11 protein-coding genes and 3 pseudogenes are annotated in these 15,598 nt (G+C 47.0%); 10 read left to right on the forward strand and 4 right to left on the reverse strand.

Translation table 11 applies throughout. The features are described from left to right. The first annotated feature begins 160 nt into the window (after nt 1-160). From ASL14_RS23220 to ASL14_RS23240, 5 genes and pseudogenes are all read left to right on the forward strand, one after another. Nucleotides 161-2,379, forward strand: a pseudogene (locus ASL14_RS23220) (stalk domain-containing protein). A 251-nt stretch (nt 2,380-2,630) separates the two neighbouring features. Further along, nucleotides 2,631-3,122 (forward strand): Fur family transcriptional regulator, encoded by a 492-nt coding sequence (locus ASL14_RS23225; protein WP_134913701.1) that lies wholly within the window; start codon nt 2,631-2,633, stop codon nt 3,120-3,122. Between the two features lies 1 nt (nt 3,123). Continuing rightward, on the forward strand, nt 3,124-3,405 hold the full coding sequence (gene yidD, locus ASL14_RS23230; RefSeq protein ID WP_134913703.1) for a membrane protein insertion efficiency factor YidD: 282 nt from the start codon (nt 3,124-3,126) through the stop codon (nt 3,403-3,405). A 442-nt stretch (nt 3,406-3,847) separates the two neighbouring features. Further along, nucleotides 3,848-5,841, forward strand: a pseudogene (gene metG / locus ASL14_RS23235) (methionine--tRNA ligase). A gap of 150 nt (nt 5,842-5,991) precedes the next feature. Further along, complete coding sequence (locus ASL14_RS23240; protein WP_134914617.1) at nt 5,992-6,708, forward strand: cytochrome c biogenesis CcdA family protein; 717 nt, start codon at nt 5,992-5,994, stop codon at nt 6,706-6,708. On the opposite strand, the pseudogene splB reads toward ASL14_RS23240, so the two are convergent. After that, a pseudogene (splB, locus tag ASL14_RS23245) lies at nt 6,701-7,764 on the reverse strand (spore photoproduct lyase). The gene ASL14_RS23240 and the pseudogene splB sit on opposite strands and share 8 nt — an antisense overlap. Nucleotides 7,765-8,004: 240 nt before the next feature. On the opposite strand from splB, the gene mntR reads away from it, so the two are divergent. The 3 genes from mntR (at nt 8,005) to ASL14_RS23260 (ending at nt 11,393) form a co-directional block, all read left to right on the forward strand. Then, nucleotides 8,005-8,430, forward strand: a complete 426-nt coding sequence (gene mntR, locus ASL14_RS23250; protein WP_134913705.1) for a transcriptional regulator MntR — start codon at nt 8,005-8,007, stop codon at nt 8,428-8,430. A gap of 138 nt (nt 8,431-8,568) precedes the next feature. Further along, complete coding sequence (locus tag ASL14_RS23255; RefSeq protein WP_134913707.1) at nt 8,569-10,305, forward strand: family 10 glycosylhydrolase; 1,737 nt, start codon at nt 8,569-8,571, stop codon at nt 10,303-10,305. Between the two features lie 98 nt (nt 10,306-10,403). Beyond that, nucleotides 10,404-11,393, forward strand: coding sequence for a patatin-like phospholipase family protein (locus ASL14_RS23260; RefSeq protein WP_134913709.1), 990 nt, complete (start codon nt 10,404-10,406; stop codon nt 11,391-11,393). A 111-nt stretch (nt 11,394-11,504) separates the two neighbouring features. Here ASL14_RS23260 and ASL14_RS23265 read toward each other — a convergent pair whose 3' ends face one another. The 3 genes from ASL14_RS23265 to ASL14_RS27525 all read right to left on the reverse strand — a co-directional run bounded on the left by ASL14_RS23265 (nt 11,505) and on the right by ASL14_RS27525 (nt 13,664). Then, nucleotides 11,505-11,834 (reverse strand): YihY/virulence factor BrkB family protein, encoded by a 330-nt coding sequence (locus ASL14_RS23265; protein ID WP_134913711.1) that lies wholly within the window; start codon nt 11,832-11,834, stop codon nt 11,505-11,507. Between the two features lie 7 nt (nt 11,835-11,841). Further along, complete coding sequence (locus ASL14_RS23270) at nt 11,842-12,834, reverse strand: DUF1385 domain-containing protein (RefSeq protein ID WP_134913713.1); 993 nt, start codon at nt 12,832-12,834, stop codon at nt 11,842-11,844. Between the two features lie 674 nt (nt 12,835-13,508). Next, nucleotides 13,509-13,664 carry a hypothetical protein gene (locus tag ASL14_RS27525; RefSeq protein WP_189338200.1) on the reverse strand — a complete coding sequence of 52 codons (156 nt, stop codon included), beginning with the start codon at nt 13,662-13,664 and terminating at the stop codon, nt 13,509-13,511. 182 nt (nt 13,665-13,846) lie between these two features. Between ASL14_RS27525 and ASL14_RS23275 the strand changes: the two genes are divergently transcribed. After that, nucleotides 13,847-14,434, forward strand: a complete 588-nt coding sequence (locus ASL14_RS23275) for a YqhR family membrane protein (RefSeq protein ID WP_134913715.1) — start codon at nt 13,847-13,849, stop codon at nt 14,432-14,434. 80 nt (nt 14,435-14,514) lie between these two features. Continuing rightward, on the forward strand, nt 14,515-15,588 hold the full coding sequence (locus ASL14_RS23280) for a M24 family metallopeptidase (protein ID WP_025683340.1): 1,074 nt from the start codon (nt 14,515-14,517) through the stop codon (nt 15,586-15,588). The last annotated feature ends 10 nt before the right edge of the window (nt 15,589-15,598 follow it).

Genomic DNA, 15,598 nt, shown 5'->3' on the forward strand with positions numbered 1-15,598 from the left:
GGGCGGCGGTTTTTTGTTATAAAATTTCTTGCAGCGACAGGAGGAAGTTCCCTTTTTTCATGTTCAGCAAAATTCCCAGCAACTTTTGGACAACAGCTGCGTCTAATAGTATGACTTTTTACGGGAATGATAATAATTTGGTAATAGAAGGAGACAGAGAATGAATTTCAAGAAATGGACCATGCTCACCGCGCTTGCGGTAGCTCAGGTGGCCGTAGTAGCCCCTGTAGGAGCAGAAGCAGTATCCACTGTTCAATCCACCGATTCGGTTAGCGGACAGCAGGCTCAGGCCAATGTCACAGATTCCGGCGTTCAGAATAGCATCGGGGGACAAGACAGCACTGGAGCACAAAATGACACGGTGACACCTGATAACACAGGCGTATCCAATGATCCTTTGTCTGGCTTGCCGACGGATACAACCAACGGATCGAACGTATCCAATGATGTATACGGTGGAGACGGAACGATCACCAATCCTGGTGGTTCTCCAACATCCATGAGTGCAAATCAACTGATTTTGTATTTGAACAGTGCAAAAATGGAACAAAACGGACAGGTGTACACGGCGACTCAGCCGATGACAGTCAAGGACGGTGTTTCTTATGTAGCTATCCGTTCGCTTGTCAGCCGCGTCGGATTACAGTTTAGTTATGACACTGCTACCAAGGAAACCGTTATCACCCAAGGTACAAACGTGCTGCGCTTCAAGACTGACAGCAAGGTTTACACGGTTAACGGTGAAGCTAGACAAATGAAGGGGCCGGCATTCCAACAAAAGAATGTATTTATGGTGCCTTTGACCTCTATTACACAGGCCTTAAATATTCCTTATACTGTAAATAATACGACAAAACAGGTTATTATGGATTTGAATCAAAAGCCTAAAGCTTCCTTCACGGTTCAGCAAAAAGATATCTATGCGGGCGAAACCCAAGTTACGTATTTGACGAAGGAATCTTCTCCTACAGGTCTTCCGATTGTGAATCAACGTTGGGAAGGCAAGCAGGACGTATTTCAGGAGCCAGGTACATATGTAGTTACCTATTCCGTTCTTGACTCCGCAGGGAACTGGAGTGATCCATACTCAGTTACGATTACGGTAAGACCGCCGAATCAGCCGCCAGTGGCTCTGTTTACAACAGATAAAAAGAATACAAAATGGGTGAAAAAATCACGATTACGGATCTGAGTACGGATGATGAAAATGCGATCACCAAACGTGATTGGGTGAATAAGAAACTGGCATTTTTCGAACCGGGTGATGTGACCATTACGCTGACTGTGACTGATAAGCATGGTGCAACAGGTACTGTAAGCGAAACGATTAAAATTACGAATGAATTGTTGTACAACGAAGATGATTTTAACAAAATCTTCACGCCTTTTGGTGATAAATACAGTGTGGACGGCAGTCAGGTGCCTACCATGGCTACTATACCTTTGACAAGTACATCTTCACCACGTCTTCTGATCCGTGCTAACAGCCCGGAACGTGTATTCCAGGATGGTATTGTGTATCAGGAAATGGGATCAGGCAGCACACGTGTACTCGTCCATCATGTGAATGAAACGGGCCGAGATGTGAAAATGTACGTAATCGCTACAAACAATAATATTACTGCTGCTAATATGAACGTCGAAAATTCCGGTTTTGCCGGACCATCTGAGTTTGCAACCGCTGCGGGTAAAATTTCGATCCAACGGTACTTTCAATCTATGCAGGATGGAAGCAAACGCTCTAGCACAGTCCTGAATCCGGGCGAAAGCCGCGTTATTTTACAGGATTTGAGCGCGCAAAAAATTAAGCAAAAACAGGTTATTTCTCTCTTGTCTGACCTGTATACAGATCAGCCGATCCAATACACAGTTATTGTGCTAGATGCAAATGTAGATCCACTGACCGTAATGCCTACCTTGGCAAAACTGCCGAAGGATGGAATTCATAACCGCGGAACATACGCTAATTCCGATATCTCGCTTGAATATACAGAAGAGGTTGGTAAAACAGCTCAGCGCATCGTTCTTGGCGACAATAAAGTAGACCCGAACCTGCTTGGTTCAGACGGTCTGGACGGTTCTTCTTCCTCCAATGCGGGTAATTTTGGTGTTGTGTATAAGGTTAAACTGGATCGCGTAGCGCCGTATTCCCTGATTACATTTAATCCGCGTGGTGGTGAATACTCTGGCTATGCTATGGTGAATAATCAGGTCGTGGGTATCCCGACGAACGGCTCCGTGTGGGCTCCGAATGAGATGAGTGTACTGTATCGTACAGGTCATATCGAGGAAAGTGTAGAGATGTATTTCACTGCGGCGGCGGGTAGTAACTTGCCAGTTTCCGTGGTAGTTATGCCATTACCAGCTATTAAAAATTAATATGAATATCCGGTTTTGTTTATCGGCTTAGACCGAAAGGGTCTCATCATTCACCGTTTAAAGTCAGATCACTTACAGAATAAAGGCGTTCTCCTGCTGCGGATTCGGTTCCAGTACAGGAGAACGTTTTTTCTTTATCAAGAGCGCGAATATCTCTTATAACTTTGACTTTAATCGTGGTATAATAAGTAGATGCAAGCCTAAGCCTGCATCAGAAAACCTGAAACTACAGACAGGGGAGGGTGAAACGCATGCTGACAAAGGATGAGATTATCGCAACAATGTCCACTCAGGGGCTGCGTATTACGGATCAGCGCAAGACGCTGGCCACGTTATTTTCCGAGAATGAAGGGTATCTGTCCCCCAAAGACGTTTATGAATATATGGGTAAAAAATACAGCGGACTCAGCTTTGACACCGTTTATCGTAATTTGCGTGTGATGCAGGAATTGGGTGTGCTGGAGCAGGTATCTTTTGAGGATGGAATGAAGTTCAAGGTGAGCTGCAATGAGCATCATCACCACCACCATATGATTTGCTTGAGTTGTCAGAAAACATTACCGATCTCTTTCTGCCCGATGCAGATGACAGATACGACAGATCAGTTCCAAATCGTCGAGCACAAGTTTGAAATTTTCGGCTATTGCAAGGAATGCCAGGAAAAGAACGGGCACGCAGAAGCCAATTCTAAAGGGAGATATAAACAGGCGAGCGGTCACACTCACAGCCACGGAGGCTACTGAAATGAAGATTACCACACGAAGAGTGGTTCAAGCTCCGATTAAGTTATACCGATCCTATATTTCACCATTAAAGCCACCGACCTGCCGCTTCTATCCGACGTGCTCACAGTACGCGCTGGAGGCGGTGGAGGTGCATGGAGCGCTCAAGGGCTCCTGGCTGGCCGCCAAACGTATAGCGAAGTGTCATCCCTTTCATCCAGGCGGTGTAGATCTGGTGCCTCCTGCTAAAAAGAGATCTGACGAAGATCGTTTTGCTGATCGTGCCGGGAAGGGCTTGACTTGACATAGCTATGCGCGTTTGGTTATATTTTGGATAATAATGTTTTCCTGCGAAGGGATGAGTAGGGTCAACCGTCCAGTACAGAGAGCCGGAGTTAGCTGCAAACCGGTCTGGAACGAAGCCTGAATATGGTCCTGGAGGAACCTTTTTCGAGCGTGTTTGCCACCAGTTCAATGGTTATAGGGCGAACGACCGTAAGGGAGAGGCGTGATCCAGCGTTAATGGGCGGTCAGAGTGACCGGTGAAGCCTGTAGTCTGCGAGGATACGGGAAATTTGGGTGGTAACGCGTGAGGTGACTCTCGTCCCATAGGGGCGAGGGTCTTTTTTGTGCCCAATTAGTGTGAAAAGCATGAATTGGAGTACCAAATTCAAGGGAGCATGTCTTATTTCGCTGCCGTGAACAAAACAGGAGGCAATACACATGTCCAATGAGAAACATTTTACATTACGACACCGATTTATTATCCAAGCGACAAGCTACATATCGGTCATGCGTACACTACGGTAGCCGGAGATGCAATGGCCCGCTACAAACGGCTGCGCGGCTACGAGGTGCGCTATTTGACAGGAACGGATGAGCATGGTCAGAAGATTGAGCAAAAGGCGAGTTCGGCTGGCAAAACACCACAGCGTTTCGTTGACGATATTGTGGCAGGGATTCAGGATTTATGGCGGAAGCTCGACATTTCCAATGACGATTTTATCCGCACAACGGAAGAGCGTCACAAGAGTGTAGTACAGGAAATTTTTGATCGTTTGCTCAAGCAAGGGACATTTATAAAGGGGAATATGAAGGCTGGTACAGCATTCCTGACGAGACTTACTACACAGAAACTCAACTGGTTGACGTGGTGAAGGACGCGGAAGGCAATGTAGCTGGAGGTAAAAGCCCGGACAGCGGACACCCTGTAGAACTGGTCAAGGAAGAGAGTTACTTTTTCCGTATGAGCAAGTATGCTGATCGATTGCTCCAATTTTATGAGGAGAACCCGCAGTTTATCCAGCCGGAATCCCGTAAAAAAGAGATGATTAACAACTTCATCAAGCCGGGGCTGGAGGATTTGGCTGTATCCCGTACAACCTTTGACTGGGGCGTTAAGGTGAAGGGTGATCCGAAGCATGTCGTATACGTGTGGATTGATGCGCTCTCCAACTACATTACAGCCCTGGGCTATGGTTCCTCCAATACCGAGCTGTACGATAAATTTTGGCCTGCCAATGTGCATATCGTAGGGAAGGAAATTGTACGGTTCCACACGATTTACTGGCCAATCATGCTGATGGCGCTGGATCTCCCGTTGCCTAAAAAAGTATTTGCACACGGCTGGCTACTCATGAAGGACGGTAAAATGTCCAAGTCCAAAGGTAACGTCGTAGACCCTGTAACGCTGATTGACCGCTATGGTCTGGATCAACTTCGTTACTACTTGCTGCGCGAGGTGCCTTTCGGCGCGGATGGAACCTTTACACCGGAAAGTTTTGTGGATCGGGTCAATTCTGATTTAGCGAATGATCTGGGCAATTTGTTGAACCGTACTGTAGTGATGGTAGACAAATATTTTGAAGGCAAGGTTCCGGCTTATGAAGCGAATGTAACAGCATTCGATGGGGCTTTGGAAGAAATGGCAACAGCGACTTACAGTAAAGTGGAAGAAGCGATGGAAAACATGGAGTTTTCCGTGGCGTTGACGGCGATTAGTCAATTTATTAGCCGCAGCAACAAGTATATTGACGAAACACAACCATGGAACCTGGCCAAGGATGAGAACAAGCGCCGTGAGCTGGCATCCGTTATGGTGCATCTGGTAGAAAGCCTGCGCATTGCGTCTATTTTGCTCCAACCGTTCTTGACCCGTGCCCCGCATAAAATTTGGGAACAACTGGGCATCAAGGAAGGCGAACTGACTGCATGGGACAGCGGCAAGCAGTTTGGTCGCATGCCGGAAGGAACGCAACTGGTCAAAGGCAATCCCATCTTCCCGCGTCTGGATTCAGAGGAGGAGGTTGCTTTCATCGTGGAAGCGATGACGGGCGGCAAGAAGGCGGAGGAAGCTACTGCGCAGGTTCAACCGCAGAATGCGGCGGAGACAGGCCAAGAAGCGCCAGAGGTGAAGGAGGAGATTGGTATTGAGGACTTTGCCAAGGTAGAACTGCGCGTCGCTCAGGTTATCGCCTGTGAGCCTGTGAAGAAGGCCGATAAGCTGTTGAAGCTTCAGCTTGATCTTGGTTATGAACAACGTCAGGTGGTATCGGGCATTGCCAAGTTCTATACGCCGGAGGACATGGTTGGACGCAAGGTGATTTGTGTGACCAATCTCAAGCCTGTGAAGCTGCGCGGGGAACTTTCTCAAGGAATGATTTTGGCAGCATCGCACGGAGATCAACTCACGCTGGCTACAGTACCGGAAAGCATGCCTAACGGCGCGATTGTAAAATAAATAAAGCTCGTCATGAGCGTATGTCTTTCGGCTTGTATGCCGGGGCATACGCTTTTTGGGTTGCAACATATTTGGCTGCTTCCTCACGTATGTTTTAGTAATAGGGCTTGTATGCTCGTGTTTACTTAAGACAGACGGGAGGACGTCATGATGACGGATATTAACGCCGGGCTGGCGATCATAGCGGGACTGGTTTCTTTTTTCTCACCTTGCTGCTTACCACTATACCCCTCTTATTTATCCTATATGACGGGAATGTCGGCACGTGAACTGGCCGAAGGGCGGCATAAGGCTGAGGTACGTTATCGCACGATGGGACATACCCTAGCTTTTGTGCTGGGCTTTTCCGTAGTATTCTATTCCTTGGGTGCAAGTGTAGGGTTGCTTGGAGAATGGTTTGGCAATTATAAGGATACGCTAAGGGTAGTTGCGGGGCTATTGATCTTGGTGATGGGGCTGGTATCACTTGGCGTAGTGCAGCCTTTGATTTTGATGAGGGAGCATAAGTTTCGCTGGACATGGAAGCCTGCCGGTTACGCCGGTTCCTTTGTGATCGGAATCGGGTTTGCGGCAGGCTGGTCTCCCTGTATCGGTCCCATGCTGACAGCTATTATCGCTTTGGCGGCAGTAGAGCATCATACCTGGTTCAAGCTGGTCACAGGCTACGCGCTTGGTTTTGCGATTCCATTTTTTGCATTGGCTTTACTGGCCGGCTCTGTTCGTCTATCTTCACGTTACACGTCAATTATTGTCAAAACAGGCGGTATACTGCTGATCATCACCGGAATTTTGCTAGTAACAGATCATATGACGGATGTAACGCTGTATTTACAGCGGATAGCGCCTGATTGGATGCTGGTTATGTGAAATATTCAATACGACTTAATGGAAAATGTTCAAAAATGCGCTCTGTGATAAATTCTCGCAGTGCGTTTTGCTGTTCATCGGGATAAACGTATTTGTTCTGTCCCCAACGGCCCCATTTTTCTTACGTTTCTCCATGTCCATTTCCAGCTTGGTTTTTGGATAACGCTTCTCGATCACAGCCTTGGACGTTTTGGTAAAACGGTGCTGGATCAATTCGAACGTCAGATCATTTGTGGCATCCTGAGGCAAGGTTTCACTCAATTTGCGCAGCAGTTCGCCATATCCTTCTTCCCAGCCGTCATACCAGATGATCGGCGCAATAATAAAACCTAGCGGATAACCGGCTCGGGCGATTTTACCTGCTGCTTCAATGCGTTCCTCGAAGCGCGAAGTCGCAGGCTCAAACTGTTTAATAACATAATCGGAATTAATGCTAAACCGGATGCGGGTATGACCATTATGCTTAATATCCAGTAGCGGATCGACATGATGATATTTGGTAACAAAACGCAGGCGACCAAATTCTTCATCTGCCATAAAACGAATCAATTCTCCGAGCGATCCGGTGATATGCTCCAAACCGACCGGGTCGGAGGTACAGGCTGCTTCAAAACGAGTAATTTCAGGCGCACGTTCCTCGATATAGCCTTTAGCTGCCGATAAGATATCATCGGTATTGACATAGACGCGTATATACGGCTTTGCCCCTAATGTCGTTTGCAAATAACAATAGTGGCAGTGTCCCATACATCCGGTCGAAATGGGAATGGCGTATTCAGCAGAGGGCTTGGACTGGTCGAAGGTTAGCGTTTTGCGAATACCGACGACCAACGTCTTTTTCGCCATTCGATACTTTTCAACTTCGGTTTCGCCCGGTAAATTGGTAATTCGGTTATGGGATGTGGTCATACGATACGGAATGTCTTTGACTTTTACCCAATCCATAATACGCTGACCCTTGGGATAATTCAGTGCGTCCGGTTCGAAGAATACCAGATCAGGCACGAACGGTTTGGTTCCTTTGGTTTTGACAGGAGTACGTTCAAGTGTGGACATGGGTAACGCTCCTTTCAGGAATAAAATGAGCTCAGTTGTCCAACTTTACTCATGCCGTAGGTAAACGATACAGGGACGCTATTAGTGTGCCCCGCTTAAATTGAACAAATCGTGGCAATAGCTGTGAACGGGGGATGAGACTTGCCAATAGGCAATGATAACATGTATCATTACATAGTAGGTTCAACGCAGGAAATGAAGGCGGTAGCGCCCGTTCAATAACAGAAAAGAGGGAAACAAGTGCCAACGCCAAGCATGGAAGATTATTTGGAGCGCATTTACCAACTGATTGATGAGAAGGGATACGCCCGTGTCTCGGATATCGCAGAAGGTCTGGAGGTCCATCCTTCGTCCGTTACCAAGATGATCCAGAAGCTGGATAAGGACGATTATCTCGTATATGAGAAATATCGGGGATTAATTTTGACACCCAAAGGGAAAAAGGTCGGCAAACGGCTGGTTGACCGCCACCAGTTACTAGAGCAATTTCTGGATATGATTGGGGTCGATAAGGACCTGATCTATAAAGATGTGGAAGGTATTGAGCACCATTTAAGCTGGGATTCCATCACCTGCATTGAGACATTGGTCGAATATTTCCGCCGGGATGAAGATCGTTTGCGCCAGCTTCACGATATACACAAGGAATTGAGTGGTGATTCCTGACAGGCATCGTCCGTAAGGACAGATGCTTTTTTATTTGTCTCTACCGCAACAAATACCCGGTTATTAGCGTCTATCCATTATATAGCAGGACAAGACAGGGGTTAAAAATTAACGGGGTTAGCGGAGGATAGTAATCATATGAATTGGAAGAAAACATGGGCACTGGCTGCGGGTTTACTGTTAGCGGTGCAGACGGCAGTCGTGCCTGGAGCGCAAGCAGCTCCAAATGGAGAGATTGAAATTATATTGGACGGGCAAACGCTGCAAAGTGATGCGTCACCGTATATTGTACAAGGGGCCAACGTAACGATGGTGCCTTTGCGAGTGATTAGTGAGGGATTAGGCGCTCAAGTCAACTGGTCAGCATCGTCCGGTACGGTAACCATCACAGCGCAGGATAAAAACATCTCTATGGAGAACGGCGGACAGAGTGCTACGGTGAATGGCAAGTCAGTTCGATTGGACGCATCTGCGCGTATGACCAGCGGAAGAGTCATGGTGCCGCTGCGTTTTGTTGGGGAAGAGTTGGGATTAAAAGTGGACTGGCAGGCTACAGAGCGAGTCATTACGTTAAGTAGTGGTAAAGAAGGTGCCTTCACAGGCGGAACAACATCTTCCGGTGGCGGCTCCAGCTCCAATACGTCCACACCTGACAATCAGGGAAGTGTTGGTACGAATCAGGGAATCGATGATGATGAGCAGGCGAGCGTCATTTCTCCGTCTACTTCAACCAATGAGGGCAGCTCCAATTCTTCGCAGGGAAATGTCGTGCAAGTGAAAGCTTCGACTTCCATGCGCGGGGCTTGGATTTCTACGATTAACGGGGATTGGCCTTCTTCTGCCGCCCGAAGCAGCACCGAGAAGCAAAAGCAGGAATTTACCAAAATGCTTGATGATTTGCAGGGGATGGGTATTAATGCGGTTTTTGTTCAGGTCCGGGCCAGCGGTGATGCGCTGTATCCGTCCAATCTTGTGCCATGGAGCAAGTACCTGACGAACACCCAGGGGAAAAATCCGGGCTATGATCCTTTGAAATTTATGATTAGCGAATCTCACAAGCGGGGGATGGAGTTTCATGCCTGGTTTAACCCTTTCCGCGCCAATTCTACAGGAACGACCAGTGGTTTAGCTGCAAACCATGTGGCTAACCAGCATCCGGATTGGATCGTTAAGAATGGCAGTCAACTCTACATCAATCCGGGAATTCCTGCTGCTCGCCAGCATGTCATTGATGCGATTATGGAAGTTGTGGATGGATACGATATTGACGGTGTTCATTTAGACGACTATTTTTATCCATACAGCGGCACTTTTGATGATAATGCGACCTTTAAAGCGTATAACGCTAACAAAATCTCTGACAAAGGCGACTGGCGGCGAGATAATGTGAACAGCTTTGTCCGTGATCTGGGCAAAAGCATTCATGCAAGCAAGTCCAAGGTGCAGTTCGGGATTAGTCCTTTTGGTGTGTGGCGCAATAAGTCTCAAGACTTGACCGGATCAGACACCAAGGCTGGAGTTACAGCGTATGATACGACGTTTGCGGATGTACGTACCTGGATTAACAAAGGCTGGATTGATTATGTAGCTCCACAGATTTATTGGAGTATCGGTTTCCCGGCTGCTGGCTATGACAAGCTTGTGGCATGGTGGTCCAATGAGGTCAAAAATTCAGATGTTAAGCTGTACATCGGACATTCCCCCTATAAAATCGGCACTCCTGAAAAGGGTTGGCAATCCGCCGAAGAGTTGATTAAGCAACTCAAGCTGAACGAGAATTATAATCAGGTTAAAGGGGATATTTATTTTAGCGCACAGCATTTACGGAAAAATCCGTACGGACTCATTCAGCTTCTTCAAAATTATTATCAATAATTATGTAAACTGGATCATATAGGTTCTAAATAAACCTCTGTTCTCATACATAAGCAGTAGAACTGCTTACTCCCAAGAGAACGGAGGTTTTTTGATCTATGCTGATCAATGCTGTGTTCCAGGGTGGAGGGGTTAAGGGTATATCACTGGCGGGTGCAGTCAAGGCTGCGGAGGAGCATGGAATTGTATTCAACCGCGTAGCGGGTACATCATCAGGAGCTATTGTAGCTGCTTTGTTGGCGGCAGGATATTCGGCAGATGAAATGAAAGCCGTGATCGAGAAAACCCCCTTGGTCAGCTTGTTACGGCGTTCTCCGGTGTTTAACATCAAATGGGTTGGACCGGCAGCTCGTATTTTTCTTAAAAAAGGGCTGTACTCCGGAGAAGCACTGGAGCATTGGGTGCGGGAGTTGTTGCTTGCCAAGGGAGTGCGTACGTTCGCGGATCTGCCTCCAGGCAAGCTACGCATTATTGCTTCAGACATAACGAACGGACGCATACTGGTGCTTCCTGAGGATATCAAACGTTTCGGTATGAATACCTCTTCACTGGAGGTGGCCAAGGCCATTCGGATGAGCACAAGCATCCCATATTTTTTCGACCCCGTTATGCTAAGACTTGATCCTTTGCACACGAGAGGGAAAAAATTCTCACAGCAATTTGTGTTTGTAGTCGATGGGGCATTGTTAAGTAATCTGCCTTTATGGCTTTTTGATGAGCCTGTAAACGAGCAAAAGGCTAAAACTATTCCAACAGTAGGTTTTCAGATGGTGGGCAAAACGGGAGCCGAAACGAAGGTCTCTTATATACGAGGACCGTTGACGATGCTGCAAGCTATTTTTGATACGATGCTATCAGCGCATGATGAGCGTTATATTGAGCAGGAGAACCGATATCGGACGATTAAAATCCCGACGCTAGGTATTCGCACAGCACAGTTCAATATTTCTCTTGAGCAGAGCAATTTGCTGTATGATTCTGGTGTGCAGGCAGGAGACGCTTTTTTCCACAAATGGAGCATCGCTTCTTACCAACAGCAGTATAACAAGTATCAATTAATGAAGGATACGATGTATGCCATGAAATAATTACTTGCTAGTTGGAGCTGGAATCAAGAGGTTAAAAAAGGAGCCATTTCCCGGTCATTTTTCATTACGCGGGTGATGGCTCCTTTGTGTATCATGTTAGAGTGTGATCGACTAATGATACTTAGGTTGTTCTTCTTCGTTTTTGCCCTTAGAACCTTCAATAACATGAAAAGGATACGCTTTGCGCTTGCCTGTAGTCTGCTGCTTGCGTGTGTTGGCTGTTTTGGCTGTTTTGGCCATAGTGTGTGCAGAGGGTTTAATCTTGGGAGTACGGGGGCGTCGTCCTGGCAAGTATTTATACAGCAGAAATATAACTGCAAAAATAAGGATAGGAATCAATAAATTCATAAGAAAGCCCCAGCTTCCTCTCCATACCATATCTACGATCCCATATGCGCCCAAGGCAAGGGTAAGCCAGAAAATAACCGCATGTCTGTTCATCTTTCACTCATCCTTTCACAGGATCAAGGACCGAGCTGTTGAAGGTCTCCTTTACAGGTACATTTTCCAACTCGGCATCCAATTCCAGCATACGCTTGAATGAAGCAATGGATACCTCTACTTGATCATCAGTCGGTTCTTTGGTTGTCAGTAATTGCAGCCACAGACCGGGGTATCCCAAATAACGGAGTACCGGAATCTCCCGCAGGGTATTGGTCAGCTTGAGAAATTCAAAGGAAAGCCCCAGCACGATTGGAAGCAGCAAAAGCCGCTGTCCCATACGCTCCAACAGATTATCATACGTAAACAGGGAATATACGAGTACCCCGATGATCACCGTGAGCATAATAAAGCTGCTACCGCAACGGTAATGCAGACGACTGTATTTTTGCACATTAGCAGGAGTTAGTTCTTCACCTGCTTCATATGCCGTAATCACCTTATGTTCCGCTCCGTGATATTGGAACAGTCGTTTGATCAACGGAGTTTGGGAAATGCCCCATAAATAACCCAATAGCAGAATCAGCTTAATAGCCCCTTCCGCGAGGTTATGCAGAATCTGGTTGTGAAATAAATTTCCAAACAGGAAATCTTCCACCATAACCGGAACGAGGGTCAACACAATTTTGCCAAACAGGAAGGATAAAATGCCGACCGCCGCCACGCCGATCATCATACTCAGGCTCCAGCGAGATTCTTCTTTTTTCTTTTGTTCAGCGCGTTCTGCCGGTTCCACTTCATCATCGGCATACGCATCGGCTGAATAGTTCAAATGCTTCGTACCCTTGGCGCTGGAGTCGATGATGCTTACAATCCCCCGCAACAACGGGATTCTGCGAAATTTGGACACCCAGGATTGCTCCTTGCGCGGTACTTCCAAATATGTGATTTCGCCAGTCTTGCGGCGAACTGCCGTGACATTGACACGCTTGCCGCCGAACATGACACCTTCAATGACTGCCTGACCACCGTAGCTTACAGGCTTGGATGCTTGTGACAACCGTCTCACCTCTCTTTACACGTGCTTTTTATATATTGTATCGAATTTGGAAGGGAATATCTAGTTGTGGGAAAATGAGAGGTGGTGTTTAGGCCGCTTCAAGCGGTTAAGGAGGTCGCTCCAAGCTCGGATCATCCTTCCGATCGCTGTTATCCTCGGATTTTTTGATTTTGTAAAAGATGTAATGGTAAAAATCCGGGGATAAAGGCGAACGCTACCGCTTCTTCAGGACGATTCCGAGCTTTCCGCTGCTGCCCACCTCTCGTTTTGCCTTGGTTGGGGAGAGTAAGTTGGACTTCAAATGCTAAAAAGGCACGTTATTAGTTTGATGTGTGCTTTTACTTTTATTTTTCCAAACTCTATTTTATAGTGAAAATCGGGTTGGCCTTACAGCCAGAAGTCTTTTAGTCCTTTTTAGCTTGTACCGAATTTAAAAGTCTTACGGTTGGGAACAATTTGCGAAGCTCTTGCCTCCGTAGTAAAATTCCTGTATTAACATTTGCTAAAAGTCCGATTTTACTGGCTTTAACCTTAACAAGTGATGTGAATTTTTAGACTCAGAGCTTTTGAGTGTTGAATAATAAACGTAAATACGTTTCTTTTCTAATGCTCGTTGCGGGTGTTGAAAAGCAAAAAAGTTGGCTTAACCACATAAAGCAGTGGAGAGAACGGAATCATTCTGAAGAAGCGATAGCGTTCGCCTTTTCCTCCGGATTTCTACCCTTGGGGATATAAAACAGAAATCTGGAGGCAACAGCGATCGGAAGAATGATCCGTTCGCGTAGCGGCCAGATACACACGTAGTAGAAGTCACAAGCAGTCTTCGCCACATAACCTCCTCATCATATAACAACCACTCATCAAGTTCAGTGTTAAACTAACCCCCATCGGAGCATACTACCAGCAAAATGATGCACGAATCCATCGGAAATGCAGCCTTCTTCATACTCCAATAAAAAGTCATCCTTTTAGCATGGACAAAGTTTTGCATCTTGAAAGGGGATCAAACAACATGAGTGAAACCTACTCCATACCCAATGGAGGCCATGATCAGGAGCAGTCTCCCGAATCTCAGGATCAACGCGACCATAACAATAATAACAGCCGTAGAGGCAGGCAGCAGTCGGGCAAAATACATACGCCGCTTATTCCTTTTGCACTCGAATTGGGCTTTTTTGCAGGCTTGCTCTGGGGATTACTGCGCTGGTTGTTTTATACATTGCATTTTACGGTAGTCGCACCAGGGTTTTTGGCAGAGCCTTTTTTTAAGCATTCGTTCATGAAAACGACGGCGGGGCATCTGGTGGGTTTGCTGTTTTTTATCGCATTATCAGTTGTAGCGTCGCTGGTGTACACATGGATGTTTCGTAGATATAAGGGGCCTTTGCCTGGCATCGTTTACGGTCTGGTCTGGTGGGTTATTTTATTCGTGTTGACAGGTCCCAAGCTCGGGATGATGAATCCGCTTCATCGTTTGACCTGGGATTCCATATATACGGAAATTTGTGTGTTTATACTGTGGGGACTGTTTATCGGTTACACCGTTGCTGTTGAGTATACGGACGAGAGAAAGCGCGAGCCTGATAAAGCTGGGGACTGAGCGCAACAAAAACTTCTCAAGCGGCTATCGCCTGTGTTAAATAGCATTTGGTTATTTGACAGAGGGGAGCGGGATGAAAGATGAAGAATGACCGGGTGTTAAAGCTGCGGCAGGCGCTGGGCGAGCATGATCTGCGGGCTATACTGATCACAAGCCCTGTCAACCGCCGATATTTGACAGGCTTCACCGGTTCGGCGGGTTATGTGCTGATTACGGAATCTCACAGCTATCTGCTGACCGACTTTCGTTATATGACGCAGGCTGCCGAACAAGCGGAAGGCTTCACGGTGGTACAACATGCTGCGCAGGTCATGGAAACGGTGAAAGAGTTGCTGTCCTCCCATCAGATCGGTGAAACAGGCTTCGAGCAGGACCATGTATCTGTTGCGACGCATAAAGCTTACAGCGAAGATTTGTCACCTGTTACATTAATTCCAGTATCGGGAATTGTTGAAAAGCTGCGGGTGTACAAGGATGCGGAAGAGCTGGAAGTGATGCAGCGAGCGGCGGATTTGGCAGATGCTACATTTGCACACATTTTGCCTTATATCAAACCGGGTGTCAGCGAGCGTGAGCTGGATCTGGAAATGGAATTCTTCATGCGCAAGCAGGGAGCTACGTCTTCCTCATTTGACACGATTGTGGCATCCGGGGTTCGTTCGGCACTGCCTCACGGTGTAGCCAGCTCCAAGCTGGTACAAGCGGGCGAACTGATTACGTTTGATTTCGGTGCGTTGCTGGATGGCTATTGCTCCGATTTGACACGTACAGTAGCCACGCAAGGGGATTTGTCACCTCAGCTACGTGAGATCTACGATATTGTGCTCAAGGCGCAGCTTCACGCGCTGGAACATATTAAGCCGGGCATGACGGGCCGTGAAGCGGATGCGCTGACTCGGGATATTATCGCAAGCCATGGCTATGGAGACAATTTCGGACACAGCACAGGTCATGGTCTAGGTCTGGAAGTCCATGAATCGACGCGTCTGTCGAAGGCAAGCGATGATATTCTGAAGCCCGGCATGGTTGTAACAGTTGAACCAGGTATTTATGTACCTGGATTGGGCGGCGTACGGATCGAGGATGATATCGTTATTACAGATAGCGGCATCAAGGTATTAACACATTCAAGCAAAGAATTTACAGTCGTTTAATAACGATAAC

Source organism: Paenibacillus sp. IHB B 3084 (genome assembly GCF_001447315.1).
GTDB lineage: Bacteria > Bacillota > Bacilli > Paenibacillales > Paenibacillaceae > Paenibacillus.